This is a genomic window from Pseudomyxococcus flavus, from assembly GCF_050038885.1.
Lineage (GTDB): Bacteria > Myxococcota > Myxococcia > Myxococcales > Myxococcaceae > Myxococcus > Myxococcus flavus.
The window spans coordinates 4,402,110-4,428,156 of the sequence record NZ_CP143624.1; the positions used below are offsets into that span (position 1 = coordinate 4,402,110).

A 26,047-nucleotide genomic window follows, 5' to 3' on the forward strand; every position below is an offset into this window, starting at 1 on the left:
TCGCGCCCTCAGAACAGCGAGTAGAGCTGCGCCAGGGGCAGGCGCTTCGCGGGCTCGCAGCGCAGGAGCTCACCGTCCGCGCGGACCTCGTAGGTCTCCGGGTCCACGGTGAGGGTGGGCATCGCGTCGTTGAGCTTCATGTCCTTCTTGCCCAGGTTGCGGCAGTCGCTCACCGCGACCAGTCGCTTGGTGAGGCCCAGCTCCTTCACCGTGCCCTCGGCGAAGGCGCGGCGGGAGATGAAGGCCACGCTGGTGGCGCCCAGCGCGCGGCCCCGCGCCCCGAACATGGGCCGCATCATGTAGGGCTGCGGCGTGGGGATGGACGCGTTGGCGTCGCCCATCTGCGCCCAGGCGATGAAGCCGCCCTTCACCACCAGCTCCGGGCGGATGCCGAAGAAGGCCGGGTTCCACAGCACCAGGTCCGCCAGCTTGCCCACCTCCACCGAGCCCACCTCGTGGGACATGCCGTGGGCGATGGCGGGGTTGATGGTGTACTTCGCCACGTAGCGGCGGATGCGGAGGTTGTCGTTGTCGCCGCGCTCTTCGGATAGACGGCCGCGCTGCTCGCGCATCTTGTGCGCCGTCTGCCACGTGCGGCAGATGACCTCGCCCACGCGGCCCATCGCCTGGCTGTCGGACGCCATGATGCTGATGGCGCCCAAATCATGGAGGATGTCCTCGGCGGCGATGGTCTCCCCGCGGATGCGGCTCTCCGCGAACGCCACGTCCTCGGGAATCTCGCGGTCCAGGTGGTGACACACCATGAGCATGTCCAGGTGCTCATCCAGCGTGTTCACCGTGTACGGGCGCGTGGGGTTGGTCGAGCTGGGCAGCACGTTGGGCTCGCCGCACACGCGGATGATGTCCGGGGCGTGCCCACCGCCCGCGCCCTCGGAGTGGTAGGTGTGGATGGTGCGGCCCTTGAACGCGGCCAGCGAGTCATCCACGTAGCCAGACTCGTTGAGCGTGTCCGTGTGGATGGTGACCTGGACGTCCTCTCCCTCGGCCAGGGTGAGGCAGGTGTCGATGGCGGCCGGCGTGGTGCCCCAGTCCTCGTGCAGCTTGAGGCCGATGGCGCCCGCGCGAATCTGCTCCACCAGCCCCTGCGGCAGGGACGTGTTGCCCTTGCCGGTGAGGCCGATGTTGAGCGGAATCGTGTCCGTGGCCTCCAGCATCCGATGGATGTTCCACGCGCCCGGCGTGCAGGTGGTGGCCTTGGTGCCCGTGGCGGGCCCGGTGCCGCCGCCCACCCACGTCGTGACGCCGCTGGCCAGCGCTTCGTCCGCCTGCTGGGGACAGATGAAGTGGATGTGCGTGTCCAGCGCGCCCGCGGTGACGATGAGGCCCTCGCCGGCGATGGCCTCGGTGGTGACGCCCACCACCATGCCCGGCGTCACCCCGGCCATGACGTCCGGGTTGCCCGCCTTGCCGATGCCGGCGATGCGGCCACCCTTGATGCCGATGTCCGCCTTGTAGATGCCCGTCCAGTCGATGATGAGCGCGTTGGTGATGACGCAGTCGAGCGCCTCCGCGTCGCCCACGCCGGCCTGCTGCCCCATGCCCTCGCGCAGCACCTTGCCGCCGCCGAACTTGCACTCGTCGCCGTAGACGGTGGCGTCGCGCTCCACCTCCGCCCACAGCCCGGTGTCTCCCAGCCGCACCCGGTCTCCCGTGGTGGGGCCGAACATGTCCGCGTAGTGGCGGCGGTCCATCTTCCGGCTCATGAGCGCTCCTCCTCGTGGCCGAAGCCCTGGGCGCGCACGGCCTCCAGCGCGCGCTCGCGGCCCCCGGGCGTCACCTTCCCGCTGCCCAGCGCGTTGCCGCCGCGCACCACCGAGTCACCGGCAATGGCGACCAGCTGCACCGTCTTGCGCTCCCCGGGCTCGAAGCGCACCGCGGTGCCAGCGGGGATGTCGAGACGGCGGCCGTAGGCCTGGGCGCGGTCGAACACCAGGGCGCGGTTCGTCTCGAAGAAGTGGTAGTGGCTGCCCACCTGGATGGGGCGGTCTCCCCGGTGGGTGACGCCGAGGGTGACGGTGTCGCGCCCGTCGTTCAGGAGGATGTCACCCGGCTGCACACGCACCTCGCCGGGGCGGCCCTCCATCCGCGCCGGGACCGCGCCGAAGCGCTCCAGCGGAGGGACGGGCAGGAAGCTCCCGTACAGCGCCAGCTCCAGGTTGCCGTGCTCGGCCACCACCGGGTGGTGCACCGTCACCAGCTTGGAGCCGTCCGGGAAGGTGCCCTCCACCTGCACCTCCGCCAGCATCTCCGGCACGCCGTCCATGACCTGTGCGCGCCCCAGCAGCTGGCGGCCCAGGTCCATCAGCTCGGCCACGCCCCTGCCGTCGCGGATGAACTCGAGGAGCTGGGTGGCGATGAGCGCCACGGCCTCCGGGTAGTTCAGCCGCACCCCGCGCGCGAGGCGCTTCTGGGCGAGGAAGCCGGCCTGATGCAGCAGCAGCTTGTCGACATCGCGTGGGGACAGGTGCACGGCGTCAGCCTAGTGCGCCGCGTCAAGGGCTTCCAAGGGAGGGCCGCTCAGGCGCGGCGGGCCCAGGGGTCATCACCCAACAGGCCGGGGAGGAACGACAGCCAGTCGTGTGTGGTGCGCAACAGCGCCTCGACCGAGACGGCCGCCGCGCGCAGCAGCAGGCCGTCCTCGCCCAGCGGGCTGACGGTGGGCACCAGCTCGGCGCGCGGCGTCACCGGCAGCGCGGAGAGCCGGGCGGCGAGCGGTGCGCGGGCCGCCGCGAGCGCGGGGCCCACCAGCAGCACCGTGGCCAGGGCGTCGAAGCGGCCCAATCGCTCCGGGAGGGCACCATGCCGCGGGTCCAGCAGCCAGCGCTCGTCCACGAGCGCACGCCCCCCCACGCGCACGCGCAACGTCGAGTCGTAGCGCGCGAAGGCCCAGCGCTCGCCACGGGCGCTGCGGCCGGAGGTGACCACGTCCGCCAGCACCAGCGAGGCGCCCGGCGCCAGCCGCACGTCCAGCGTCTGGGCATAGCGGGCGCCGGCGAAGCACACGGTGGGGTCCGGGACGAAGGCCAGCAGCGCGCCCTCGTCCACGCGCGCCACCACGTCGGTGCGGCAGCCCTGGGGCGAGCGGTAGACGCGGTTGGCGCCCTGGCTGGCGAGCAGCGCCGTGGCGCCAGGGGCGACCTCCACCTCCAGCGAGAGGTGGTCGCCATCCACCAGGCCGCCGCCGAACGCGCTGGTGTAGGCCCACGCAGCGTGGCCGTGGTTGCGGGGCGTGAGCAGCCGGAGCGGGCTGTGCGCCAGCGCGTTGCGTATGACGGTACGTGGACCGGCGCGCTCGAAGGCCAGCCTCGCTCGCCCGGCACGCCGCGGTTCTTCGGACTCGCTCTGCTCGGGCGCCCTCACGGGGAGGAAGCCTGCGGCAGTCGCGGCTGGAGCACAACGCCGGCCCTAGGCGCCGCCCGGACCTCCATCCTCATCGGACACGAGGACGGACTTGAGTCGCTCCATGGCCAGCGGCGGCATGTCCGTGAAGGCCAGCCCGACCTCGAAGCGGGCCACGCCGTCCTTGGGCAGCTTCCGCGTCCAGGCCACGCGTGCTTTGCACTCCAACGACGTGCCGTCGCGCAGGAACAGGTCCAGCTCCAGCTCGGAGTCCTGGGTGTACTGCTCGTCGGAGTAGATGCGCACGCCTCCCAGGCTGGCGTCGAGCACCTGCTGCTTGTCCACGCGCCTCCGCAGCCGCGCGGGCCGCGCATACAGCGGGGCCGCGAGCCGCGGAAAGCGGCGGCGATCCACGGGAGATTCATTCACGCTTGCGCTGTTCATCGTCCAGCCTTCTCCGGGAGAGAAATCCGGCCGGGTTCCCGGGCGACTGGCGCTCAGCATAGGGGATATGGCGGGTTGTGACGAACTCGTGGCCCCTCCCCAGCCCGCAGCGTCCTCCGTGGGCGGGTGTCGTGCCGGACCCGCACGGCGTCAGGGAAAGTCCGCTCGGGGCGGGTTGCGCGGGCGCCCGGGTGTGACGCGGGCCGCTACTGCGTGCGGGAGACTGTGACCTGTCGCGCTACGAAATCCTCCGGTCCGGGCGGGAGTCCCGGTGCCCTCTTCGAGCGAGCGCCGTGTCGGGGGCGCCCTGGCTCGCCGAGTGCAATGGGGGCGCCCGGGTCTTCAGCAGACCCGGCAGTCGTCATCCCCCAACGAGAGGTTTTTCTTCCATGAGCATCAAGTTGACGGGCCGCCTGATGGCGGCCGCACTCCTGAGCCTGACCGCCGCCGGTTGCCAGGGCGAGGAGGCGCAGCCGGCCGAGGCTGACAAGGTTTCGACCCAGGAGGCCCCCTCGAAGCAGCAGTGCGTCGAGGGCTTCGGGGGTGTCCTGAACTGCGCGACGGGCAACGCGAAGCTGGCGCGCACCGAGAAGGCCGTCACCGTCACCGGGCTGGCGGACGCGGCGAACGACGGTGTCTCCAGCAGCTTCGCGCGTGCCGTGAGCTGGGAGCAGACGGTCACCTTCGATGGCCTCGGAAAGGCCAATCAGGGTTTTGCCCTGGCGGCGCGTGATGGAGAGCAGGTGGTCAGCTCCCTCCAGGTGAGCGTCAACAACGAGACGGGCCGGATGACGTTCGCGCCGCAGTTCACCGGCATGCCGGGCGGCTCGACCTACAGCATGGACGTGTACAGCGGCGGCGTCTTTCAGTTCCGGCACATCAACCGCGGCCTCTGGTTCCCGCCGGACGCGTCCTGGTACGACATCCACATCCGCCTCACGCGGTTTGACGTCCACTTCCGCAACGAGAACGACTTCGTCTTCGCGCGTCACAACAAGTCCGGCGCCACCATCACCCCGGGCGCCTGCGTGTGGGGCATCCGCAGCGAGACGCCGGGGGCCTTCACCTTCAACTTCGACGGCCGCATCGTCCGCGGTGACTACGTCGAGTTCGTCGAGGAGGTGGGCGACGGCCACTACCCGTACACCAGCTTCTCGGCCATCGACCTGACGGCCGCCGCGAACGCCCTCACCATCGAGGGTGAGTCCATCGTCCGCGGCAAGTAGCCCGCGGTCCGTCATTGCATCCAGGGGGGACTGACGCCGGGTGGGGCTTGATGCCCTACCCGGCGTTCACGTCTTCGAAGCCCAGGACGCGGCGGAAGTCGGGCGCCCGCCAGAAGACGCTCCCCAGGGCCTGGAAGCGGCGCAGTTCTTCATGCTCCGGCCATGAGCGGTAGGGGGGGCGGGCCGTGCGCACGTCGATGGGCTGGGCGGCGGGCGGCTCGCCGCGCTCGAGCGCCTCCACGTGCTGCTTCAGCAGCAGGTGCGAGTCCGTGGCGTCGCGCGACAGCACCTGGGCCGGCGTGTCGTGCTTCTTCTGGAAGCGGAGCCCGCCCGTGGACAGCAGGATGCAGGCCGGCTTCAGTCCCGCTCGCCGCACCAGGGTGTTGGCGAAGTACAGGGACATGATGGAGGGCGTGCAGCCGTAGGCATGGCGGAGCGACATCGCGTTCAAGCCGTGACGCGCGCGGCGCGGCTGACGTGGAGGGGGAGCGGGCGCGTCGGGCACGCCCGCTCCGGGGGCGTGCTACGGCTCGGCGGGGATGGTGCAGATCCACGTGCCGTTGGACCGGCAGAAGCAGCCGCCGGTCGGCACGCCCGGCACGCAGCAGTCGCGCGAGGTGCCCGGGGTCGCGCAGCGGGTGCCATTGATGTTCACGCACATGTCCCGCGGGTTCGTGCAGTCGGGCGGGGGCGGGGGCGGCGAAACCTGGCAGTACTGGTAGTTGCCGTTGCACTGGACGTGGTCGCCATCCGCGGCGGAGCAGGTGGTGCCCGTACACGACAGGGTGCTTCCGTCGGAGCAGGACGTCGAACAGGAGACGAGGGCGCTCGAGTCCTCTCCCAGCTGCTCCTGCGTCTCGACGGGCTCCACGCCGCCACAGGCCACCAGGGTCGAGGCGATGACGGCCGCGAGCACAGCGAAGGTCTGCTTCATGAGGTATTTCTCCTTGGTGAGGGTTACTGGTTGCAACAGACGTAGTGCACGCCGACCCAGGGGTTCGGGAAGTCAGCGTAGATGCAGGGGGCCACGTAGCTCACGCCGCCCCGGTCCGCGCAGAGGCCGGGAGCCTGGGTCAGCGCCTGATGACAGGCATCTTCCTGAGAGGCATGGGATTCCCCGCGAGCGTATAGACATGTTTGCAGGTTCCCCTCTGTGGATGTCAATTCCTGCTCGGTCGCATCCACCGGACCGCAAGCCACGAGTCCTCCGCTCACCAGCGCCAGCAAGGCTTTCACCGAACGCGTCATAGGTGACATTCGACCCCTCCAGGGTTCCAGGCCCCATTCGCGAGGCGGTGGAGCTGGAGAGGAATTGAAACACTTTGCGTTGCAGTCACGCCATGGGGGCATGGTTGTCTTAAGGGAATGCCGTATGACTTCTTTGTAGCTTTGTGGTGCGGCGGTCGAGGGGCGGGCGGCGGTGGCGCGCTGATGGTGCGGCGCCCGGACCTTGCGCTGCGCTTCGCGGAGCTGTTCCAGGCGCCCTGGGCGTGAGCGGCGGGCGGCACCGAGCGTCCAGGCAACCACCCCGCCGCGCATCCCGTCTCCAGAGGCGAGGCATCTGGTGGTGCGTGTCCACGGCTGGACGCGCGCGCCGCCCAAGCGGGTGCAGGCGGACAGACGGGACTCGCCAGCGGCGCCCTCACTGCCCACCTTTCGCTTCGGGCAACGGGACGGCGAGGAGGTCGACGGTGAGCAACGCGCACGGGGAGTTGTCCCTGGCCCAGCCAGTCGGCGACGCGAGACAGGCGGCGCCACAGCGGGTCCTGAAGCGATGGCTGGTGGTGGGACTGAGGCCCGCCTTCGCGCTGGTGGGCGTGGGAACGCTGGCGCTGCTGATCCGGAACGCGGGGCCCCGGGAGCTGGGCGAGGTGCTGGCCGGCGCGGCGCCCTGGCTTCCGTGGGTGGTGCTGCTGGAGCTGGGGCGGCAGTGCATGGACGGTCTGGCCACGCGGCGCTCCTACGGTCCGGGCGCAGCGCGCGTTCCCTGGCGCGTCCTGGCTCGTGCCCAGCTCATCGGCACCGCGGTCTCCAGCATGGCCCCGGCGGGCCGCGCGGCGGCGGAGGCCACCAAGGCCGCGCTGCTCAGCCCCTACATGGGAGGAGGCACCGCCACGGCGGCGGCGGCCACGTCCCAGTCCGCGTCCCTGGCGGCGGGGGGCTTCATCTCGTTCCCCTGCGCGCTGGCGTCATACCTGCTGACAGGCATGTCCCTCTTCACGGTGCTCATGCTGGCGCACGGCGTGCTTCTGGTGCTGCTGTCCCTGGGCGTGCGCGCCTGCATGCGCGCGAAGCGGCCGGGGGCCTGGCTCGCGTGCCGCTTCAGCCGCTGGGCGCTTCACGCGGAGCAGTTCCAGGCCTCCGCGCGGTGTGGCTCGCTGCTGCCCTGGCCGCCCATGCGCGCGTTCCTGTGCAGCCGGTTCTTCCAGGTGGCGCAGTACGGCGTGCTGACACACGCGGTGGGCATCGACACCTCGCTGGTGCAGGCCTTCTTCTCCCAGGGGCTCTACCTGTGCGCGCTGGCGGTGGGCTCCTTCGTCCCGGGGCAGGTGGGGGTGAGCGACGGGGCCTTCGCGCTGGCGGCGGGCGTGCTGGACACCACGGCCGCGCGCGCCATGTCGGTGGCGCTGCTGGGCCACCTGGTGCAGCTGCTCTTCGTGGTGATTGGCGCGCTCACCCCGCTGGTGTGGCGGCAGCCGGCGCCCCTGCCCGCAGCACCCGCACCGGCGTGCCGCTGAAGGCGGCGTTGCCAGAGAGCGCGTCCACGGCGCGCTCGTCCGTGAGGTCGTTGTGGCTGGCGCCCGCGTGCGCGGTGGCCCCTGGAAGCCGGGTGCCTTCGCGGCCGTGGCCGTAGCCGTGGGGAAGGCTCACCACGCCCGGCATCACCTCGTCCGTCACCTGGACGGGCACCGTCACCGTGCCCACGCGCGAGGTGACGGTGGCCGTCATGCCGTCGGTCAGCTCGCGGCGGGCCGCGTCCTCCGGATGCATCATCAGCGTGCAGCGCGGCTTGCCCTTCACCAGGCCGGGCACGTGGTGCATCCACGAGTTGTTGTCGCGCAGGTGCCGCCGGCCGATGAGCAGCAGATCGCCGCTGTCTCGGGGCGTGGCGGAAGCGGCGTCCGGGAAGGCTTCCCGCAGCCGCTGCACGTCCGCCACCAGCGGCGCGGGCGCCAGGTGGATGCGGCCGTCCTTCGTCCGCAGCCGCTTCGGGAGGCAGGGCCGCAGCGGGCCCAGGTCGATGCCATGGGGCGCCTCGCGCAGCTTCGCCAGGGTGAGGCCCTGCCTCGCCATCGGGTGGCGCGCGCCGTAGGGGCCCAGCCGCAGGCCCAGGTCGAGCAGCCGCTCCGGTCCCAGCCGCGACAGGGCCTGGTACTTGAGGGTGGCGCGCAGGGACGGGCGGCCCCGGCGCAAGGTCGCCAGCCGGTGCTGGAGGGCGAGCAGCACCTGCCAGTCGTGGCGGCCGTCGGGGCCGGGCTCGAAGAGGGCGGGCGAGTACTTCGCGGTGTTGCGCACCGCCAGCGCGTGGAAGGCGATGTCGTAGTGGCTGCGCTCCAGCGGTGACACCGGCGGGAGGATGAGGTGCGCGTGGCGCGTCGTCTCGTTGAGGTACGGGTCGATGCTCACCATGAAGTCCAGGCCGGCGAGCGCCTGCTCCAGCCGCGCGCCGTTGGGCGTGGACAGCACGGGGTTGCCCGCCACCGTGAGCAGCGCGCGGATGCGGCCCGGGCCCGGGGTGAGCATCTCCTCCGCCATCGCGGCGGCGGGCAGCTCGCCGGCGAACTCCGGCAGCCCGCGCACGCGGCTCTTCCAGCGGCCGAAGCCGCCAGGGCTCATGCCCAGCGCCTTGGGGCCGCCGATGATGTCGAACGCGGGCAGGGTGAACATGGCGCCCCCGGGCCGGTCGAGGTTGCCGCTCACGACGTTGAGCACGGTGATGAGCCACTGGCAGAGCGCGCCGAACGCCTGCGTGGACAGCCCCATGCGGCCGTAGCAGACGGCGGCCCGCGCGGACAGGAAGTCCTGGGCGATGCGGCGCAGCGTCTTCGCCGGCACGCCGGTGTGGGGCGCGACCTTCTCGGGAGAGAAGTCGCGGGCCACCTCGCACACCGTCTCCAGGCCGTCCGTGAATCCGTCGAGCGGCCCCAGGCGCGGCGCGTGCTCCACCACCGCCACATGCAGCAGGGCGAGCAGCGCGAGGGCGTCAGTGCCCGGGCGGATGAAGACGTGCGTGTCGGCGATGGCCGCCGTCTCCGTGCGGCGCGGGTCCATCACCACCACGCGGCCGCCGCGCTGCTGGATGCCCCGCAGGCGCGCGCGCACGTCTGGCGCCGTCATCAGGCTGCCGTTGGACGCCAGGGGATTGGCGCCGAGCACCAGCATGTAGTGGGTGTGGTCGATGTCGGGGATGGGCACCAGCAGCTGGTGCCCGAACATCAGGAAGGCGGCCAGTTGGTGGGGGAGCTGATCCACCGACGTCGCGGAGAAGCGGTTGCGCGAGCGCAGCGTGCGCAGGAGCTCCGGCCCGAACATCATGTTGCCCAGGTTGTGGACGTTGGGATTGCCCAGGTACGCGCCCACCGCGTCGCGGCCATGCGCCGTCTGGATGGCGTGCAGGCGTCTGGCGGTCTCGTCCAGCGCCGCGTCCCAGGACACGCGCTCCCAGCCGCGGGCGGTACGCCGCATCGGATGGCGCAGGCGCTCCGGGTCCTCGTGCAGGTCCTGGAGCGCCAGGGCCTTGGGGCAGAGGTGGCCCCGGCTGAAGGGGTCCTCCGCGTCGCCGCGGATGGAGGTGATGCGCCCGGCGTCCAGCTCGATGCGCAGGCCGCACATGGCCTCGCAGAGGTTGCAGGTGCGGAAGTGGACCTGGGGCGAGGCGGTGGCGCTCATGCGCTCGAACTGTAGCGCGCGCCGCTCGGGCCCCCGCCACGTGGCGGGCGCGGGCCGCCGCTGCATCCGTCTGGGTTCAGACGAATCGCGTCCTGGGGGACTGCACGATTTCAGGGGCACACCCGAAGGAGGCCCGTGGAAGGATGGCGGCACAGGGAGGGCAGTCCATGCATCGCGTATTTCCGTTCGTCGTCTCCATGGGGCTTTCGCTCGCGCCGCTCGCCGCCCGGGCCCAGGCGGAGGGCGTCGCGCGGCCCGCCGCGGCCAGGCCCGCTTCCATCCAGTTCAAGCGGAGCAATGCCCGCGTGGGCAGCGCGAGGGAAGTGGACAGCGCCGTGAACATGCGGCTGGCGCTCGACCTCCGCTCCGACGACATCCCGGAGCCCCTCTCGGTGGAGATGCTGGTGACGACGACCAGCCGCCACACGGTGACCACCGTGGCGGCGCGAGGCAACGTCATCAACAAGGTGAAGATGGCCTTTGGCGACGTGAGTGAGGTGTCCCAGGAGAAGGGGGAGACCCAGCGCAAGGTGAGCCCCATCAGCGGGAAGACCTACCTGGCGGAGCTGAAGAAGGGGCAGCTCGTCATCACCGACGCGGCCGGCAATCCTGCCTCCAAGGCGGAGCTCCAGGAGGTGCAGGAGCACCTTCCCGAGCTGGGCAAGCCCGACCTGATGGAGGCGACCTTCGCGGGGAAGTCCTTCGTGGTGGGCTCCACCGTGGACGGCTTCTCCGGCCTGCTCGGGCAGCAGATGGTGGGCGATCAAGGTGACGACACCCAGGTCACCCACACGCGCGCACAACTGGTGGAGGTTCGTCAGGCGCCGGAGGGGACGGTGGGGGTTTTCGACGTGTCGATGACGATGTCGCGCCGGGAGGCGGATGCGCCCTTCTTGATGACCATTCCGCTGAAGGGACAGATGTCTGTGCTTGCCAATGGCATCCAGTTGCTGGAGCTGACCTTGTCCGGGCCGGTGCAGCTGACGCTCACCGAGGACGAGGCGGCGCAAGGCATCCAGGGCAAGGGCGAAGGGGAGATGCGGCTGCGCCTCTCCAATCGAAGGGTTGACTCGAAGGGGTGACGCTTTGCGTCAGCCGGCCCGGTGGGCCGTCCGCTCTCCACTGGGGCGGGGGCGTGACAGAGGGCTGACAGAGATTTGCCACGCTGAGCGGTTAGAGGGTTTTGAATGTTTCTGCACGCGCTCGGCCACTTCCACCCACCCAACCTTCTGACCAACGCCTTCTTCGAGGAGCTGGGACTCGAGACCAACGACACGTGGATAGTGGAGCGGGTGGGCATCCGGACGCGGCACACGGTGCTGCCGCTGGACTACCTCCGGGAGACGCGCAACCGCGACGTCCGCGCGGCACAGGAGGCGGCGCTCTTCAGCAACGCGGAGACCGGGCGGCGGGCCGCGTTGATGGCGCTGGAGCGGGCCGGGCTGAAGCCGTCCGACATCGGCCTGGTGGTGGCGGGCGGGTGCAGCCCGGACGAGTGCATCCCCGCCGAGTCCAACCGGGTGGCGCAGCTGCTGAACATCGACGCCCCGGCGGTGGACCTGCAGAGCGCCTGCTCGTCCTTCTGCACGCAGCTCCATTTCCTGACGGGCATGCGGCCGGAGCGTCTGCCCGGCTACGTGCTGGTCGTGAACATGGACAACTCCACGCGCGTGGTGGACTACACGGACCGTTCCAGCGCGGTGCTGTGGGGGGACGGCGCGTCCGCGGCCATCCTGTCGCCGCGCGTGCCGGGGCGCTGGCACATCACCGAGACGCTGCTGGCGGGGGACCCCGCGGGCGCGGACAAGGTGCGCGTGCCTCGCGTGGGGCACTTCACCCAGCAGGGCGGCGAGGTGCAGAAGTTCGCCATCCGCCGCGCGGGGGAGACCTTCCAGGCGCTGCGCACGCGCTATCTGGAGCGCCACCCGGAGAAGGGCGCCGGGAGCGTCTCCTTCATCGGGCATCAGGCCAACCTGCGCATGCTGGAGTCGGTGCAGCGACGGTGCGAGGTGCCGGATGCGCGGCACTTCTACAACGTGCACGCGCGAGGGAACACCGGCGCCGCGGGTGCGCCCAGCGTCCTCAGTGAGCACTGGGACGACCCCTCCGTGGGAGACGCGGTGGTGCTGAGCGTCGTGGGCAGCGGCCTGACCTGGGCGGGCGCGCTGCTGGAGCGCACGGGCACGCCGTGAGCCCCCCGGTCCGGTGAAGGCTCACGGCGTGAGCCGCACGGCCCGCGCCGGTGCAGGGCCAGCCCGCGAGCCCCTCCGCGGTCATGGCCATCACCCGTGGTGGGCCCCGGGGGCAGCCTCCACTCCTGTCATGGCCGACGCGCGCCGTTGATCCACCGGGGTGGGGCAGCCGTCCACTGCCACACAGCGCGGCCCTTGGGGGCGTTGGCGGTGCCGGGGACCGTGTGCAGCGTGTGTCCTGCCGGATTCAGTGGGGTCTGGGGTCGGGGGTCGGGCGCATGCGGAATCGAGCGTGGGGTGGAGGTCTGCGGTGTCTCGTGGTGGGCATGCTGCTCGCCGCGGGCGCCACGCAGGCGGGGCAGAAGCAGGTCGGCGGCGTGCACATGCCGGAGTCGCTGAGCCTCAAGGGGCGCACTGTCGAGCTCGCCCACATGGAGCTGCACAAGCAGCTCTTCTTCAAGGTCTACGTCTGGAGCCTCTACATGGAGGACCGGCCTCGCTCCACGCATGAGGCCATTGCCTCCAACTCCGTGAAGCGGCTCCACTTCCGCTTCCTGCGCAACATCTCCCGGGACCAGCTCGTCGACAGCTTCCGGGACGGGCTGCAGCACAACAAGGACCTGCGCCAGGGCCCCCTGGCGGACCACCTGAGCATCATGCTCGCGTCGCTCAGGGACGTGCAGAAGGGCGAGGACCTCGTCATCACCTACACGCCCGACGTCGGGCTCGAGGTCGGCGGTGAGGCCAGCGGCGGCGTCTTCATCCCGGGCAAGTCCTTCGCGGATGCGCTCTTCTCCGTCTGGCTCGACTCACATCCTATTTTTCCGCGCTGACTGCCATGCCTGACTGCCTATCGGCCGCCTAGTCGTTGCAGGTCAAAATAAATGCGAGGTTCTTCCTGACCCGGAGCAGGGCCAGCGGTAGGCTGGCGCTTCATTCATCGGTGTCAGGAGGACACGTACATATGCGGAATCGCTTGGTTCTGGCTGCGCTGGTCGCGCTCTCCACCACGGGTTGCGTCTCTCAAGGCAAGTACGACGCCAAGGCGCTGGAGGCGGAGAACTTCGCCAAGGGCCTCAATGACGAGAAGGGCGCGCGCGAGGCCGCCGAGGCCAAGGTGAAGGAGCTGGAGGAGAAGGTCGCCGCGCTGGAGCAGGAGCGCGAGGCGCTGAACACCCGCCTCTCCACCGCCGAGTCCCGCCTCACCGCCAATGCCGCGGAGCGCCGCGCGCTGGAGGAGAAGAACGCGCAGCTCACCGCCCTCAACGAGGAGCTGGCGCGCAACACCAAGAAGCTGGCCCAGGCGAAGGAGGAGCTGGAGAAGCGCAGCTCCGAGTACGAGAACCTCGCCCAGAGCCTCAAGCAGGAGATTGCCGACGGCAAGATCGAGCTGTCCGAGCTCAAGGGCAAGATGACCGTCCAGCTCAAGGACAAGATTCTCTTCGCCTCCGGCTCCGCCCGGGTGGGCAAGGAGGGCGACGAGGCGCTGAAGAAGATCGCCGACGCGCTCAAGACGGTGCAGGGGAAGATCATCCGCGTGGAAGGCCACACGGACGACGTGCCCACCGGTGGCGGCCAGTTCCCCACCAACTGGGAGCTGAGCCTGGCGCGCGCCATGGCGGTGGTGCGTTCACTCCAGAACGCTGGCGTGGACCCAACGTTCCTCTCCGCTGCGGGCTACGGCCAGTACCAGCCCATCGCGCCCAACGACTCGGCGGAGAATCGCAGTCTGAACCGTCGCATCGAAATCGTGCTCGCGCCGAAGTAGGCGCCGCACTAGGAGGGGCGCGGGAGCGCCGCGCCCCTCATGAGAATCCTCGCCGCAGTCCTCTGTCTTCTTGCCGCCACCGGGGCGCCTGCCCAGCAGGACGCGGGCGTCCCCGCCGACGCCGATGCGGGCGCCCCCGCTGGCGTGTTGACGAAGCCGCCCGCCCTCCTGCGCCAGGTGGAGGCGGCGTACCCGCCGGAAGCCGCCGCCCAGCAGCTGGAGGGCACGGTGGTGATGTGGGTCGACATCTCGGAGACGGGCGCCGTCTCGAACGTCGAGGTGTCCCGGCCCGCGGGCCACGGCTTCGACGAGGCCGCGGTGGAGGCGGTCCGCCAGTTCCAGTTCGAGCCCGCCGAGGTGGACGGCGTCCCCGCGCCGGTGCGCATCGAATACGCCTACCAGTTCGTCTTCCGTCCGCCGCCGCCACCCGAGGGCGAGGACGCCGCCGCCGATGCGCCCGAGGCGCCGGTGAACTTCAGCGGCCGGGCGCTGGAGCGGGGCACGCGGGACGCGCTCATCGGCGCGGAGGTGGTGCTGCCGGCGCTGGAGCGCTCCGCCGTCACCGACGAGGAGGGCCGCTTCTCCTTCCGCGGCATCCCCCTGGGCACGCACGAGGTGCTGGTGGTCCAGAGCGGCTACGAGCGCTTCCGCACCCAGGAGACCTTCACGGAAGGCCAGGAGACGCGCGCCACGTACTACGTGCGCAAGCGCATCTTCGGCGCGTTCGAGACGGTGGTGCGCAGCGAGCGCGAGCGCAAGGAGGTGACGCAGACCACGCTCCAGCTCGCGGAGGTGCAGCGCGTGCCCGGCACGCAGGGGGACACGCTGAAGGTGGTGCAGAACCTGCCCGGCGTGGCGCGGCCCGCGTTCAACGGCGGCCAGCTCGTCATCCGCGGCACCGGGCCGCAGGAGTCCGGCGTCTTCCTCGACGGCCTGCGAATCCCGCTGCTCTACCACTTCGGCGGCCTCACCTCCGTCTACAACTCGGAGCTGCTGGAGGCGGTGGACTACCTGCCCGGCAACTTCTCCGCGTACTACGGCGACCTCACCGGCGGCGTCATCAACGTGCGCAGCCGCGAGCCGCGCATGGACCGCATCCATGCCATCGTCGGCGTCAGCCTCCTCGAGTCCAACGCCGTGGTGGAGGGCCCCATCACCGACACGCTGGGCTTCACGGTGGCCGGCCGCCGCTCGTACATCGACCTGGTGCTGGGCCTGGTGCCCGAGGGCGACAGCGGCCCCAGCCTCCAGGTGGCGCCGCGCTACTACGACGCGCAGCTCAAGCTGGTGTGGAAGCCGCGCTCCCGCCACACCTTCACGCTGCAGGGCCTCACCTCGAGAGACAGGCTGGGGCTCGTCTTCGACCGGCCATCGGACGACGACCCCACCGTCACCGGGGCCTTGAATGCCACCACCGGCTTCAACCAGCTGCGCCTGCGGCACCAGTACCGCGCGGACGCGCTCACCCTGGACACCCATGCCCTGGTGGGCAACACGCTGGTGCAGTTCGGCATCGGCGACCGCGGCCTGCGCATCGCCTCCACGGACCTGAACCTGCGCTCCACCCTGGAGTACGCCTTCGGTGAGCCGCTCACGCTGGCGGGCGGCATCGACGTGGTGAGCAACTTCGCGAAGGTCAACGCGCGCATCCAGGGCCTCTCCCGCGAGGGCGAGCCGCCCACCCCCACCGTCACCGAGGACGTGCTCACCGCCGATGGAGACCTCCTCCAGTACTTCCCGTCCACCTGGGTGGAGGCGCGCTGGCGGCCCGTGCCGCGCCTGCTGCTGGTGCCGGGCCTGCGCGCGGAGAGCTATGTCTTCACGGACCAGACCACGCCCCGGCGCACGCTCAACCCGCGCCTGGCGGTCCGCTATGGCCTGACGGACACGCTGACGCTCAAGGGCGGCGCGGGCGTCTACCACGGGCCTCCGGTGCAGGACGAGCCCAGCGTGGCCTTCGGCAACCCGGACCTGCGCGCGAAGCGCTCGCTCCAGTACAGCGTGGGCGCGGAGTGGCAGGCCCGGCCGGAGTGGTTCGTCAGCGGCGAGGTCTTCTACAACGACCTGAACGGCCTCATCGTCCGCTCCGACGCCACGGTGGTGCGTGGCGGCCAGCGGGTGCCCGAGCGCCTGAGCAACGGCGGGGTGGGGCGCATCTACGGCCTGGAGGTGCTGGTGCGCCGCGCGCTGACGGAGCGGCTCTTCGGCTGGGTTTCCTACACGCTCAGCCGCAGCGAGCGCAGGGACGCGCCGGGCGCGCGCTGGCGCCTCTTCGACAATGACCAGACGCACGTGCTGACGGCGATTGCGTCCTACAAGCTGCCGGCGGGCTGGGAGGTGGGCGCGCGCCTGCGCTTCGCCTCGGGCAATCCCACGACGCCGGTGGTGGGCTCGGTGCGCGATGACGTGACGGACGTCTTCATTCCACTCTACGCGGCGGTGAACACCCGCCGGCTGCCGTCCTTCAACCAGCTGGACATCCGCGTGGACAAGAACTTCGCCTTCGAGAAGTGGACGCTGGACGTCTACCTGGACCTCACGAACGCGTACAACAACCCGGCGGTGGAAGGCATCGCCTACAACTACAACTACACCCAGAGCGCCTACTTCGAGGGACTGCCCATCCTTCCCGTCCTCGGCGTCCGGGGGAGCTTCTGAGCATGCGTCCCATCCTCTCCGCGCTCGTGGCGCTGGTGCTCGCCGGCTGCGGTCCCGACTTCGAGCTGCAGAGCGAAATCCGGCGCGTGCGTGTCCTGGCCATCCAGGCGGAGCCCGCCGAGCTGGTGGTGGAGCCGGACGCCTCCACGCTGCCCGGGCCCATGACGTTCAACGCGCTCGCGGTGACGCCGGACGCGCGTCCCGTCACCGTGAGCTATGCGCTGTGCCGCTTCACCGGCAACCCCTACGACGGACGGTGCCCGGGGGAGAACGGCGTCCCGCTGCCAGGCGGCGAGCTGTCGCTCGAGGACGCGAACGTGCAGGCCGTGCTGCTGGAGGCGCTGGAGGCCGCCAACCCGGGCGGCGGCGCGACGCTGGACCCGGAGGACCCGGCGCTGCGCGCGGCGCTGGCCCAGGGCCTTCCGCTCTTCATCGGCTACGAGGCCACGGACGGCAGCGGCACGCCGGAAGGAACGGAGCGCGGCGTGCGCCGGGTGACGCTGCGGGCCACCGCCTCGCCCAACCAGAACCCGGTGGTGACGGACATCCTGTGGGAGGGCGCGCCGCTCGCAGGCTCGCTGCCGGTGGCGCGCGAGGTGACCTTCACGCCGGTGCTCGCCGAGGGCAGCGTCGAGGTGTACGAGACGGACGAGGGCCCGCGCGCGGAGCAGGTCTTCTTCAGCTGGTTCGCCACCGGCGACGGCGAGGTGAAGGAGTTCCGCTCGCAGGAGCCCGTGGAGGGCCGGCCAGGCGACCCGACGTCGGCGTACGACACGCCCGCGGTGCCCGAGCGCGTCACCTTCTGGGTGGTGGCGCGCGATGGACGGGGCGGGGTGGGGTGGCTGAGCCGCACCGTGGACGTGGGCCCATAGGCCCCGTCCCGGACGTCCGGCTCAGACGGACAGGTGCGCCGCCGCGCGCCCGAGGCCCTCGGCCACGGAGGTGAAGGCGTCCGCCGTGCGCACGCGCGCCTCGCCGAAGCGGCGCACGTAGAGCTGGCGCACCGCGGGAATCTGCGAGGAGCCGCCGGTGAGGAACACCGCGTCGATGTCCTTCGCCTCCGCGTGCTTCTCCAGCAGGCTGGCGGTGCACTGGTCCAGCTCGTCCAGCAGGGGCCGGCTGAAGGTGTCGAACTCCTCGCGGGTGATGGGCTCGTGGAGGTGGATGCGGGCCTCCTCGAAGTCCACCGTGGCCACGTCCTCCTTGGACAGGCGCACCTTGGCCGCCTCGATGGCGCGGAAGAGGCGGTAGCCCAGGTTGTCCATGACCAGGTCGTACAGGGCCTGGATTTCGGCCTTGCGGTCGCTGGTGTCGAGCATGGTCTCCAGCAGCTCCTGGGTGGACTTCTCCCGGATGAAGGACATCTCGTGCCAGGTGAGCAGCTTGGCCAGGATGTGCTGGGGAATGGGCAGCCGCTTGTCGCTGAAGCCGCGCACCCGGTAGGTGGAGCCGGCGCCGAAGCGGGGCAGCAGCTTGTGGCGCATGATTTCGGCGTCGAAGCGGTCACCGCCGATGCGCACGCCCGTGGAGCCCACCACGTCCTGGCGCCGGTCCGGGTTGCCCCGGCGGCTGGGGCCCAGGCGCATGAGGGTGAGGTCGGTGGTGCCGGCGCCGAAGTCCGCCACCAGCACGAGCTCGTCGCGGGTGAGCTGGGCCTCGTAGGCGAGCGCGGCGGCGATGGGCTCGATGAGGAACTGGACGTGCTGGAAGCCCGCGAGCTGGGCGGCGCGCAAGAGGCGCTGCTGGGCCAGGGCATCCGCCTCCGGGTCCGGCGTGAAGACGGCGGGACGGCCGAGCACCACGGCCTCGGGCGCGCCGCCCATGGTGCCCGCGGCGGCGTCCCGCACGCGCCGCAGCAGCACGGCCACCAGCTCTTCGATGGTGTACGTGCGCCCCTTCACCTGGGTGGCGCGGAAGGAGGTGGAGTGGAGGAAGGACTTCACGGACTGGATGAAGCGCCCGGTGTTGTCTTCCAGGTACCGGTGGATGGCGTCCGCGCCGGCGTAGATGTTCTGCTCGTCGTCCGGGAAGAAGAGGACGGAGCGGAAGAGGCGCGCCTCCTGGGTATGGGGTTGCAGGGACAGCACCGTGCCGTCGGGCAGGGCCGCGGCGGTGTTGCTGGTTCCGAAATCGAGTCCGCACGCACGCATGGGGGGGCGCCCCTTATCGCCAAAGCCCGCCCATGGATAGCGCTTCGTGCACCAACGACCGGAGGTGGGCGGCCTGGGAGGCGGACGCCTGGAGCGGACACGGGTTGGCGCAAGGCGGCCGCTCGCCATCTTTCCCCTGTCACATGAATGACGATGGGAGGCTTCCACATGAGATTCCAGGCGGGGTGGTTGATGGCGGGCGCCGCGGCGCTGGCGCTGGGCACGGCGTGCCAGGAGCGCGACCGCGGTACGCAGGAACAGGCAAGCGGGCAGTCCACCGCGAATGACCAGGTCTCGCAGGCGCAGCAGCGCTCGGAGGATGCGTTCGACGCCGCCCGCCGGGCCCAGGAGCAGGCGAGCGACCAGCAGAAGCAGGCCGCCAGCGCCCAGCAGGAGCTCCAGGACAAGCAGCGGGAGTTCCAGGAGGCCCAGGCGAAGGCGCAGCAGACCGCACAGCAGGCGCAGCAGGCCCAGCAGAATGCCCAGCAGCAGACGCAGCAGGCCCAGCAGGAGGCGCAGCAGGCCCAGGCGGGTGCGCTGGAGGCCCAGCGCCGCCAGAGCGCGGAGCTGGCCCAGCAGGACGCGCAGGCCCAACAGCAGTCCGAGCAGCTCCGCCAGCAGTCACAGCAACCGGTGGCGGTGGCCCCGGCGCCCCAGGCGCAGCCTCAGCAGGGCGCGCAGCAGCAGGGGGCGGAGCAGCAGGTCATCGGAGAGGTCCTGAGCGCCAACGCGCAGGAGGTGCTGCTCAGCGCACAGGGAGAGCCACAGCTCCGGTTGCAGGTCTCGCCCCAGACGCAGGTGACGGTGGACGGGCGGCAGGCGAGCGCGGGTGACATCCAGGAGGGGAGCCAGGTGCGGGCCTCGTACCGGACCGACGAGCAGAGCGGCGAGCCGCAGGCGGTGCGCATCGAGGCGACCTCGCAGGTGCAGCCCACGGCCCCGGCGGCGCCGGAGAGCGGCGAGTCCACGCCGGGCGCGCAGCCGACGCAGTGACGCGCGCGATGAAGGCGGGAGGGGGCCGGCGGCGCGCGGCACCCGGTCCTCACCGGGTGCGCTGGGAGTGAAGTATCCGGCCTCCGCGCGCGAGCGCCCGTGAATGCGTCGCCCATGCGTCGTTCGCGTTTCCAAACGGGTTGAGCCGGTGCGCGGGGCATGCTCTAGGCATGCACACCATGCGCTCGGAGACACTGCTTCCTCTCATCGGTCTGCTGCTCGTTGTCCCTGTCGGGTCCGTGGAGGCCCGCCCTGTCCGCGCCGAAGCCCAGCTCTGGTACACCGTGACGGCGCAGGGCGGCATCGGGGACCACTTCCTCTACTACCTGGAGGCCCAGCCGCGCTTCGGCAAGGACGACGCCCGCGCCATCCTCCGCGCCGCGGGCGGCGTGCGAGTCGCCCGGGACATGTCCCTGTGGCTGGGGCAGGGCTGGATTCCCCTCTGGGTCTGGGATGGCGACCCGGCCCTGCGACAGGGGGAGAGCCGACTCTTCCAGCAGTACCTCTACACGCCCAAGCTCGGGTCGGTGAGCGGTACGCTCCGCGCGCGCCTGGAGCAGCGCTTCCTGCCCGGAACGACGGACGTCTCGCACCGGGCGCGCGTCATGCTCCGCGGGGCACATCCGGTGGCGGCCGACGGGCGGTTGTCGCTGATTGTCTGGGACGAGGTCTTCTACCACCTCAACTCGGTGGAGGGCGGACCCAGCGCGGGCTTCGACATGAACCGCGTGTTCGTGGGCGCGGGCTGGAAGTTCGGAGACCACTCCTCCGTGGAGGTGGGCTACCTCAACGTCTTCACCCGCCGGCCCTACGCGGAGACCGAGCAGCTCATCCACACGCTCTCCATCTCCATGCCCTTCAGTTACATGTAACGGATTACGCTACAGCGTGTAGCGAATTGCGTTACTTGTCTGTTCATTCGGGATGCGATGACATGCGCGGCCTCTTTCCAAGGAGGCACACTTGAAGTCTCGTTTCGTCGCCCTGTTGGCTGGCTTGTCGCTGGGGTTGTTCGCCGCTTGCGGACCCGTGGAGTCGGAGGCCGAGTTGCTCGCGGAGGGCGAGGCCGAGCTGGGCCGCTACCTCTGTGGCGACGGCATCTGTGACACCCGCAACGGGGAGAACAGCGACAACTGTCCCTGGGACTGTTCCTTGCTCTCGTTCTGCGGCGACGGCATCTGCGGCGGAAGTGAGACGCCCCGCTCGTGCCCGCAGGACTGCGGCCTCACCCTCCCTCGCTGCGGCGACGGTATCTGCAACGGCAACGAGACGCACGACAGCTGCCCGCTGGACTGCTACCCCGTCCTCACCTGGTGTGGCGACGGCATCTGCAACGGCAATGAGACGTCCGCGAGCTGCCCGGGAGATTGCGGCGCCACCACCTGGTGCGGCGACGGTGTCTGCAACGGCTCGGAGTCGACCGCGACCTGCTTCGACGATTGTGGCTCCCACTGCGGCGACGGCGTCTGCAACGGCCTGGAGACGCCCCGCTCGTGCCGGCAGGACTGTGGCCTCATCCTCACCTTCTGCGGCGACGGCATCTGCAATGGCGGCGAGACGGCGCAGACGTGCGCCCAGGACTGCTGCACCGGGCCGCTTTGCCCCATCCTCGACCCGGACCCGGATCCGACCTGGCCGTAACACACAGGCCCGCCATGCCTGGGCATCCGCCTGGGCGTGGTGGGCGGGGTAGGGCGTTTTAGCTGATTAAACCGGCTGTGATATCACCGGGGGTCCCTCGAACCAGGAGTCCCCCGGTGAAGACACGTCTGGTGGTGATGTTGGCTGGGTTGTCGCTCGGTCTGTTCGCCGCGTGCGGCAACGTGGACATGGCGTCGGAGACGCTGGCGCAGGACGAAGCGTCGCTCGTGGAATGTCCCTGCGGAGGCGTGGGCCCTTGGAATTGCAACCCGTGCGCCTACATCTGCGGTGACGGCTTCTGCGACAGCGCCAACGGTGAATCCATCCACACCTGCGCGGAGGACTGCACCCCGCTGCCCTTCTGTGGCGACGGCCTCTGCAGCGGTGGAGAGAATCAGTGGAGCTGCCCGTCGGACTGCGGCGTCGTGACGTGGTGTGGCGACGGCCTCTGCAATGGCAGCGAGACGCAGTGGAGCTGCCCCTCGGACTGCGGAAGCCTGTCGTGTGGCGACGGCCTCTGCGACGTGCATGAGATGGGCTGGTGCGCGGACTGCGGCCCCATCTGCACGGGCCCGACGTGCCCGCAGGTGCCGCAGGACCCGTAGTCGCTTCCCCAGGCTGGACCGCGCCCCGGACTCAGGCAGGGCGCGGTTCGTGCCGCCTGGTTACATCTCGATGATGAAGCGGGTGGACAGCATGGGCTCCACTCCGCTCGGTCCGCCCTTCGCGGCGCCCAGGCCCACCTGCATCCGTGCATGGTGGTTGAGCTGCACGTGCGCCTGGGGCATCACCAGCCAGTCGAACGCGAGCGCGTCGTCGAGCCGCAGGTTGGTCTCCACGCCGACGATGACCTGCTGCGCCACCGCGTAGAAGGCGCTCAGGTTGACGAGCCCCACGGCATGCACGTCACCGCTCTGCCGCGCATGGACCCCCTGCACGCCAGAGATGGAGATCAGGCTCACCCGCTCGCCGGCGCGCACCTTGCCGATGTGCAGCAGCGCCAGCTCGGTCTCCTTCTCCCGCAGCTTCGCTTCCGCCAGCACCTGGATGCCATGGGCCCAGCGGCGGTGGGGGTCGACGTGGAAGGTGAACTGCAACGCGGACTTCAGGGCCGCCACCCGCTCGTTCTCCATGGGCAGCTCGAGCTCCGCGGCCATGCCGTCGCCGAAGGCGTACTCCATCTCCGGGGCGTACTGGAGCAGCATCCCTTCACTTCGGGGCCGGAGCCGCAGCAGGGCGTTGAACTCCAGCTCGCCGCGCTCCGAGTCCAGGCCGCGCACCAGGTCGAAGACCATGGGCTCGGGGAAGGAGAGGAAGGCATCGCGGTTGGCGTCCGTGCCCGCCAGGTACTCCGTCATGTCGCTGGCGCCGTCGCCATCGGTGTCCCGCTTGTGCGGGTCCGTCTCGCCAAGGTCCACGCGGCCGTTCTGGTTCGCGTCTTCCAGGTGGTCCGGCAGGCCGTCGCAATCACTGTCCTGTTCCGGGTCCGGGGTCGCCGTCGCCGCGCAGGCGACGGAGGAAGGCACCCAGGCACGTGCGGCTCCAGGGGCGAAGAGCAGGCTCAACAGCAGTGCGTGGACGAAGGTCGGAGGCGTGCGTGTCGAAGTCATGCGCGGGAGTACGGGAGGCAAAGAGAGTCTTTGCCGTTTCAACCCGAACCGGTCGCGAATGGCAATGCGTTTCGAATGCGAATGCCGTATCGAGGGACGGAGGGCGCGGGCGTCAGGTCAGCATGCGGCGCAGGCGCCGGGGAATCTCCTCGGTGCGCCAGCGCTGGACCTCGCGGGCAATCTCCGCCGCGCGCTTCGTGCGCTCCTCCCGGACGAGGGGCAGCAGGGCCCGGGCGGACTTGCGTTCGCGGGGCGACGACTCCGCGGCCAGCCGCTCGAACAGCTCCAGGCGCACGTCGGCGTCATGGAGCTCGCCCAGGCCGTCCTGGAGGGGAACGAGGACCTCGAGCAGCGCGTCCAGGGTGCGGCGGAAGGCGGGCTGGAAGATTTCCAGCTCGTAGCGCAGCCGCTTCAGCTCCTTGCGCAGCTCGTGGGCGGAGGTGGCGTCACCCGCGTCCAGATAGGTGTCGATGCGCTTCTGCACGCGCCGCAGGCGCTGGCGCAGGCCGTCCCTGACGCGGCGGCCTCCGAAGCGGTGCGGGTCGTCGAGCGCGTCCAGCTTGCGCAGCAGTCGCGGCACCGTCTTGTCCACCCAGCGCTCCAGCTCGGCGTGGAGGCGGGCCTCGTGCGCCTCCAGCTCGGCCAGCCGCTTCTTGCGCAGCGACTGGATGCCGGCGCGCACCTGGGGCTTCCTGCTCGCCTTCCGGGCCACGTTCTCCAGCCACGCGGACTGGACGTGCACGTCGCGCACGCTGCCCAGCGCGTCCTGGATGCGCTTCACGTCGCGCTCCAGCTTCTTCATGCCGCCCAGCGGGCGGAAGATCTTCAGCGCCGCGCGGAGGCGCCGGGTGGCCACGCGCATGTCGTGGACGGACTCGTCGTCCACGGCGTCCTGGAAGCCGGCCTCGGGCTTGCGGACGTCCGCGAGCCGGCCCGCGAGGATGCGGCGCGCGGCGTCTCCCAGCCGGCTATCGGGGCCGAGCCCCCGGATGGGCGTGGGTTGGGCCATCTATTCCTCCGTGAGGGCATATTGACGCAGCATCCGCTCGGCGCCTTCGGGCCCCGCCCAGCCCAGGATGCGCGCGTCCTTGTCCTCGAAGTGCACGGTGGCGAGGAAGAAGTGCTCCAGCTCCTCGCGCTCGCGCTGTGGGAGTTGATGGATGTCCGTCAGGTGCCCCGCGCGGGACGGTGTGACGGGGACCGCGAGGATGCGGTCATTGCGCTCGCGACCGCCGCCGCGCTGCTTCTGGTCCACCTGGAGCACGCCGAGCGCGCGGCACGGCAGCACCACGCCGGGCCAGCTCGCGTCGTCCCAGTACACCATGGCATCCAGCGGGTCCCCGTCGGGGCCCTGGGTGGAGGGGATGAAGCCCCAGTCGAAGGGGTAGCGCAGCCCCCGGGTGAGGGGCCGGGAGAGCGTGAAGGCCTTCAGCGTCGTGTCGTACTTGAGCTTCACCGTGGAGCCTCGGGGAGACTCGACGATGACGTGAAAGGCGCCTTGCTTCCCTCGCAGGGGCAACCGGGTGAGGTCCGTCGCCATAGACCGTCAAGGTTGGGCCTGCCCTGGCATCCGGCAAGCGTGTCATGGCGGAAGCTTTGTCTCCTCAACCCTTCGGGCTGGGGGCAGTCAGGAGCTGCAGCTCACCGCCAGGTGACGGCCCCAGGCGGGGGGCGCGGCCGCGTAGGCCTCCGCGTCGGGGTGCTCGGCGAAGGGGTCCGCCAGCACGCCCAGCAGCCGGTCCACGAGCGAGAAGTCTCCGGCCTCGGCGCGCGAGATGGCCTCCTGGGCCACCCAGTTGCGCAGCACGTACTTGGGATTCACCCGCGCCATGCGTGCGTGGCGCTCGGCGTCCTCGCTGCCCTCGGCGGCCAGCCGCGTCCGGTAGCGCTCCGCCCAGGCGTCGAAGCCCGCGGGCGCGGCGAACAGCTCCCGCGCGGGCCCCGGCGCCGCCGCGTCCCGCGAGGAGAACGCGCCGAGCGCGCGGAAGAAGCGCGTGTAGTCCACGTGCGCCTCGGCCAGACACGTGAACAGGCCGCTCACCAGCTCGCGGTCCTCGTCGCGCGCGTCCCGCAGGCCGAGCTTCGCGCGCATCAGGTCCATGAAGTGCGCGTTGAACGCGGGCTGGTAGGTGCCCAGGGCCGCGCGGGCCTCGTCCTCGGTGATGAGCGTGAGCAGCGCCTCACCCAGGCAGGCCAGGTTCCACAAGCCGATGCGCGGCTGCTGGTCGAAGGCATAGCGGCCCCGGTCATCGGAGTGGTTGCAGATGAAGCCCGGCTCGAAGTCGTCCATGAAGCCGAACGGCCCGTAGTCCAGCGTGAGGCCGAGGATGGACATGTTGTCCGTGTTCATCACCCCGTGCGCGAAGCCCACCGCCTGCCACTGCGCAATCAGCCGCGCGGTGCGCTCCACGACCTCCGCGTAGAAGCGCGCATGGCGCCCCTCCTGGCCCGCGAGGTGCGGGAAGTGCGCGGTGATGACGTGGTCCGCCAGCGTGGCCACGTGCCCGGTCTGCTCGGTGTAGTGGAAGAACTCGAAGGTGCCGAAGCGCACATGGGACGGCGCCATCCGCACCAGCATCGCGCCTGTCTCCACCGCCTCGCGGTACACGGGCTCCTGGCTGCCGAGGATGCCCAGGCCCCGCGTGGTGGGGATGCCCAGGCCGTGCATGGCCTCGCCGCACAGGTACTCGCGGATGGTGGAGCGCAGCACCGCGCGCCCATCCCCGCCGCGCGAGAAGGGCGTGGGGCCGCCGCCCTTGAGGTGCAAATCCCACTTCTCGCCGGCCGCGTTGCGGACCTCGCCCAGCAGCAGGGCGCGCCCGTCGCCCAGCCGGGGCACGTACACGCCGAACTGGTGCCCCGCGTACACCATGGCGAAGGGCTCCATGCCCGGCAGGGGCCGGGCGCCTCCAAGGGCCTCGACGAACTCCGGCCGCCGCGCCTCTTCGGGCGCCAGGTCCAGGAGCGCCAGGGCGGCCGGGTTGACGCTCACCAGCTTCGCGTCCGGGAAGGGGCTGGGCTGGACGCGCGCGCCAAACCCGGCGGGCAGGCGGGCGTAGGTGTTGTCGAAGCGGAGCTGTTCGAGAGTGGCCATGGTGGGGAGAAACACGCGGGG

General features: G+C 70.8%; 24 protein-coding genes. 12 read left to right on the plus strand and 12 right to left on the minus strand.

The window, feature by feature from the left end:
* Nucleotides 1–8: 8 nt before the first annotated feature.
* The 4 genes from ureC to VZL07_RS18540 all read right to left on the minus strand — a co-directional run bounded on the left by ureC (nucleotide 9) and on the right by VZL07_RS18540 (nucleotide 3,804).
* The gene (gene ureC, locus VZL07_RS18525) at nucleotides 9–1,724 is read right to left on the minus strand and encodes an urease subunit alpha (RefSeq protein WP_426756908.1); all 1,716 of its coding nucleotides are present in this window, start codon (nucleotides 1,722–1,724) and stop codon (nucleotides 9–11) included.
* The gene (gene ureA, locus VZL07_RS18530; RefSeq protein WP_426756909.1) at nucleotides 1,721–2,491 is read right to left on the minus strand and encodes an urease subunit gamma; all 771 of its coding nucleotides are present in this window, start codon (nucleotides 2,489–2,491) and stop codon (nucleotides 1,721–1,723) included. Before ureA ends, ureC begins: the two co-directional genes overlap by 4 nt.
* 47 nt (nucleotides 2,492–2,538) lie before the next feature.
* Nucleotides 2,539–3,291 (minus strand): urease accessory protein UreD, encoded by a 753-nt coding sequence (locus tag VZL07_RS18535; protein WP_426757318.1) that lies wholly within the window; start codon nucleotides 3,289–3,291, stop codon nucleotides 2,539–2,541.
* 135 nt (nucleotides 3,292–3,426) lie between these two features.
* Nucleotides 3,427–3,804 carry a PilZ domain-containing protein gene (locus tag VZL07_RS18540; protein WP_426756910.1) on the minus strand — a complete coding sequence of 126 codons (378 nt, stop codon included), beginning with the start codon at nucleotides 3,802–3,804 and terminating at the stop codon, nucleotides 3,427–3,429.
* A gap of 389 nt (nucleotides 3,805–4,193) precedes the next feature.
* Between VZL07_RS18540 and VZL07_RS18545 the strand changes: the two genes are divergently transcribed.
* Nucleotides 4,194–5,030, plus strand: coding sequence for a hypothetical protein (locus VZL07_RS18545; RefSeq protein WP_426756911.1), 837 nt, complete (start codon nucleotides 4,194–4,196; stop codon nucleotides 5,028–5,030).
* A gap of 55 nt (nucleotides 5,031–5,085) precedes the next feature.
* Here VZL07_RS18545 and VZL07_RS18550 read toward each other — a convergent pair whose 3' ends face one another.
* Together VZL07_RS18550 and VZL07_RS18555 are read right to left on the minus strand one after the other, a co-directional pair.
* Complete coding sequence (locus VZL07_RS18550) at nucleotides 5,086–5,472, minus strand: hypothetical protein (RefSeq protein ID WP_426756912.1); 387 nt, start codon at nucleotides 5,470–5,472, stop codon at nucleotides 5,086–5,088.
* Between the two features lie 81 nt (nucleotides 5,473–5,553).
* Entirely contained in the window at nucleotides 5,554–5,964 is a 411-nt protein-coding gene (locus tag VZL07_RS18555) for a hypothetical protein (RefSeq protein ID WP_426756913.1), read from the minus strand.
* 757 nt (nucleotides 5,965–6,721) lie between these two features.
* Here VZL07_RS18555 and VZL07_RS18560 point away from each other — a divergent pair.
* Nucleotides 6,722–7,768, plus strand: coding sequence for a lysylphosphatidylglycerol synthase domain-containing protein (locus tag VZL07_RS18560; protein WP_426756914.1), 1,047 nt, complete (start codon nucleotides 6,722–6,724; stop codon nucleotides 7,766–7,768).
* Here the strand turns inward: VZL07_RS18560 and VZL07_RS18565 are convergent.
* Nucleotides 7,704–9,920 (minus strand): molybdopterin oxidoreductase family protein, encoded by a 2,217-nt coding sequence (locus VZL07_RS18565; RefSeq protein ID WP_426756915.1) that lies wholly within the window; start codon nucleotides 9,918–9,920, stop codon nucleotides 7,704–7,706. The two genes, VZL07_RS18560 and VZL07_RS18565, sit on opposite strands and share 65 nt — an antisense overlap.
* 167 nt (nucleotides 9,921–10,087) lie before the next feature.
* Between VZL07_RS18565 and VZL07_RS18570 the strand changes: the two genes are divergently transcribed.
* The 6 genes from VZL07_RS18570 to VZL07_RS18595 all read left to right on the plus strand — a co-directional run bounded on the left by VZL07_RS18570 (nucleotide 10,088) and on the right by VZL07_RS18595 (nucleotide 17,410).
* Nucleotides 10,088–11,002, plus strand: coding sequence for a hypothetical protein (locus VZL07_RS18570; protein WP_426756916.1), 915 nt, complete (start codon nucleotides 10,088–10,090; stop codon nucleotides 11,000–11,002).
* A gap of 105 nt (nucleotides 11,003–11,107) precedes the next feature.
* Nucleotides 11,108–12,112, plus strand: coding sequence for a 3-oxoacyl-ACP synthase III family protein (locus tag VZL07_RS18575; protein WP_426756917.1), 1,005 nt, complete (start codon nucleotides 11,108–11,110; stop codon nucleotides 12,110–12,112).
* A 278-nt stretch (nucleotides 12,113–12,390) separates the two neighbouring features.
* The gene (locus VZL07_RS18580) at nucleotides 12,391–12,945 is read left to right on the plus strand and encodes a chalcone isomerase family protein (protein WP_426756918.1); all 555 of its coding nucleotides are present in this window, start codon (nucleotides 12,391–12,393) and stop codon (nucleotides 12,943–12,945) included.
* Between the two features lie 131 nt (nucleotides 12,946–13,076).
* On the plus strand, nucleotides 13,077–13,880 hold the full coding sequence (locus VZL07_RS18585; protein WP_426756919.1) for an OmpA family protein: 804 nt from the start codon (nucleotides 13,077–13,079) through the stop codon (nucleotides 13,878–13,880).
* Between the two features lie 39 nt (nucleotides 13,881–13,919).
* Complete coding sequence (locus tag VZL07_RS18590) at nucleotides 13,920–16,538, plus strand: TonB-dependent receptor domain-containing protein (protein WP_426756920.1); 2,619 nt, start codon at nucleotides 13,920–13,922, stop codon at nucleotides 16,536–16,538.
* A 2-nt stretch (nucleotides 16,539–16,540) separates the two neighbouring features.
* Nucleotides 16,541–17,410, plus strand: a complete 870-nt coding sequence (locus VZL07_RS18595) for a hypothetical protein (RefSeq protein WP_426756921.1) — start codon at nucleotides 16,541–16,543, stop codon at nucleotides 17,408–17,410.
* A gap of 21 nt (nucleotides 17,411–17,431) precedes the next feature.
* Here the strand turns inward: VZL07_RS18595 and VZL07_RS18600 are convergent, their stop codons facing one another.
* Nucleotides 17,432–18,688: an Hsp70 family protein gene (locus VZL07_RS18600; protein ID WP_426756922.1), complete on the minus strand. Its 1,257-nt coding sequence runs from the start codon at nucleotides 18,686–18,688 to the stop codon at nucleotides 17,432–17,434.
* 168 nt (nucleotides 18,689–18,856) lie between these two features.
* Here VZL07_RS18600 and VZL07_RS18605 point away from each other — a divergent pair, with 168 nt between their 5' ends.
* The 4 genes from VZL07_RS18605 to VZL07_RS18620 all read left to right on the plus strand — a co-directional run bounded on the left by VZL07_RS18605 (nucleotide 18,857) and on the right by VZL07_RS18620 (nucleotide 21,927).
* Nucleotides 18,857–19,681, plus strand: coding sequence for a hypothetical protein (locus VZL07_RS18605; protein WP_426756923.1), 825 nt, complete (start codon nucleotides 18,857–18,859; stop codon nucleotides 19,679–19,681).
* A 179-nt stretch (nucleotides 19,682–19,860) separates the two neighbouring features.
* The gene (locus VZL07_RS18610; protein ID WP_426756924.1) at nucleotides 19,861–20,553 is read left to right on the plus strand and encodes a DUF2490 domain-containing protein; all 693 of its coding nucleotides are present in this window, start codon (nucleotides 19,861–19,863) and stop codon (nucleotides 20,551–20,553) included.
* Nucleotides 20,554–20,644: 91 nt separating this feature from the next.
* Nucleotides 20,645–21,322: a hypothetical protein gene (locus VZL07_RS18615; protein ID WP_426756925.1), complete on the plus strand. Its 678-nt coding sequence runs from the start codon at nucleotides 20,645–20,647 to the stop codon at nucleotides 21,320–21,322.
* A gap of 116 nt (nucleotides 21,323–21,438) precedes the next feature.
* The gene (locus VZL07_RS18620) at nucleotides 21,439–21,927 is read left to right on the plus strand and encodes a tenascin-X (RefSeq protein ID WP_426756926.1); all 489 of its coding nucleotides are present in this window, start codon (nucleotides 21,439–21,441) and stop codon (nucleotides 21,925–21,927) included.
* A gap of 60 nt (nucleotides 21,928–21,987) precedes the next feature.
* Here the strand turns inward: VZL07_RS18620 and VZL07_RS18625 are convergent, their stop codons facing one another.
* From VZL07_RS18625 to VZL07_RS18640, 4 genes are all read right to left on the minus strand, one after another.
* Nucleotides 21,988–22,932, minus strand: a complete 945-nt coding sequence (locus VZL07_RS18625; protein ID WP_426756927.1) for a hypothetical protein — start codon at nucleotides 22,930–22,932, stop codon at nucleotides 21,988–21,990.
* 112 nt (nucleotides 22,933–23,044) lie between these two features.
* Nucleotides 23,045–23,941, minus strand: coding sequence for a CHAD domain-containing protein (locus VZL07_RS18630; protein ID WP_426756928.1), 897 nt, complete (start codon nucleotides 23,939–23,941; stop codon nucleotides 23,045–23,047).
* The gene (locus VZL07_RS18635; RefSeq protein ID WP_426756929.1) at nucleotides 23,942–24,472 is read right to left on the minus strand and encodes an inorganic diphosphatase; all 531 of its coding nucleotides are present in this window, start codon (nucleotides 24,470–24,472) and stop codon (nucleotides 23,942–23,944) included. It abuts the gene before it with no gap.
* Between the two features lie 87 nt (nucleotides 24,473–24,559).
* Nucleotides 24,560–26,026, minus strand: a complete 1,467-nt coding sequence (locus tag VZL07_RS18640) for a protein adenylyltransferase SelO (protein ID WP_426756931.1) — start codon at nucleotides 26,024–26,026, stop codon at nucleotides 24,560–24,562.
* Nucleotides 26,027–26,047: the final 21 nt, after the last annotated feature.

Bases quoted from the DNA above. Each gene is read 5' to 3' on its own strand.
- ureC (WP_426756908.1), bottom strand. From the start codon at position 1,724: ATGAGCCGGAAGATGGACCGCCGCCACTACGCGGACATGTTCGGCCCC.
- VZL07_RS18540 (WP_426756910.1), bottom strand. From the start codon at position 3,804: ATGAACAGCGCAAGCGTGAATGAATCTCCCGTGGATCGCCGCCGCTTT.
- VZL07_RS18545 (WP_426756911.1), top strand. From the start codon at position 4,194: ATGAGCATCAAGTTGACGGGCCGCCTGATGGCGGCCGCACTCCTGAGC.
- VZL07_RS18550 (WP_426756912.1), bottom strand. From the start codon at position 5,472: ATGTCGCTCCGCCATGCCTACGGCTGCACGCCCTCCATCATGTCCCTG.
- VZL07_RS18555 (WP_426756913.1), bottom strand. From the start codon at position 5,964: ATGAAGCAGACCTTCGCTGTGCTCGCGGCCGTCATCGCCTCGACCCTG.
- VZL07_RS18565 (WP_426756915.1), bottom strand. From the start codon at position 9,920: ATGAGCGCCACCGCCTCGCCCCAGGTCCACTTCCGCACCTGCAACCTC.
- VZL07_RS18570 (WP_426756916.1), top strand. From the start codon at position 10,088: ATGCATCGCGTATTTCCGTTCGTCGTCTCCATGGGGCTTTCGCTCGCG.
- VZL07_RS18575 (WP_426756917.1), top strand. From the start codon at position 11,108: ATGTTTCTGCACGCGCTCGGCCACTTCCACCCACCCAACCTTCTGACC.
- VZL07_RS18580 (WP_426756918.1), top strand. From the start codon at position 12,391: ATGCGGAATCGAGCGTGGGGTGGAGGTCTGCGGTGTCTCGTGGTGGGC.
- VZL07_RS18585 (WP_426756919.1), top strand. From the start codon at position 13,077: ATGCGGAATCGCTTGGTTCTGGCTGCGCTGGTCGCGCTCTCCACCACG.
- VZL07_RS18590 (WP_426756920.1), top strand. From the start codon at position 13,920: ATGAGAATCCTCGCCGCAGTCCTCTGTCTTCTTGCCGCCACCGGGGCG.
- VZL07_RS18595 (WP_426756921.1), top strand. From the start codon at position 16,541: ATGCGTCCCATCCTCTCCGCGCTCGTGGCGCTGGTGCTCGCCGGCTGC.
- VZL07_RS18600 (WP_426756922.1), bottom strand. From the start codon at position 18,688: ATGCGTGCGTGCGGACTCGATTTCGGAACCAGCAACACCGCCGCGGCC.
- VZL07_RS18605 (WP_426756923.1), top strand. From the start codon at position 18,857: ATGAGATTCCAGGCGGGGTGGTTGATGGCGGGCGCCGCGGCGCTGGCG.
- VZL07_RS18610 (WP_426756924.1), top strand. From the start codon at position 19,861: ATGCGCTCGGAGACACTGCTTCCTCTCATCGGTCTGCTGCTCGTTGTC.
- VZL07_RS18625 (WP_426756927.1), bottom strand. From the start codon at position 22,932: ATGACTTCGACACGCACGCCTCCGACCTTCGTCCACGCACTGCTGTTG.
- VZL07_RS18630 (WP_426756928.1), bottom strand. From the start codon at position 23,941: ATGGCCCAACCCACGCCCATCCGGGGGCTCGGCCCCGATAGCCGGCTG.
- VZL07_RS18635 (WP_426756929.1), bottom strand. From the start codon at position 24,472: ATGGCGACGGACCTCACCCGGTTGCCCCTGCGAGGGAAGCAAGGCGCC.
- VZL07_RS18640 (WP_426756931.1), bottom strand. From the start codon at position 26,026: ATGGCCACTCTCGAACAGCTCCGCTTCGACAACACCTACGCCCGCCTG.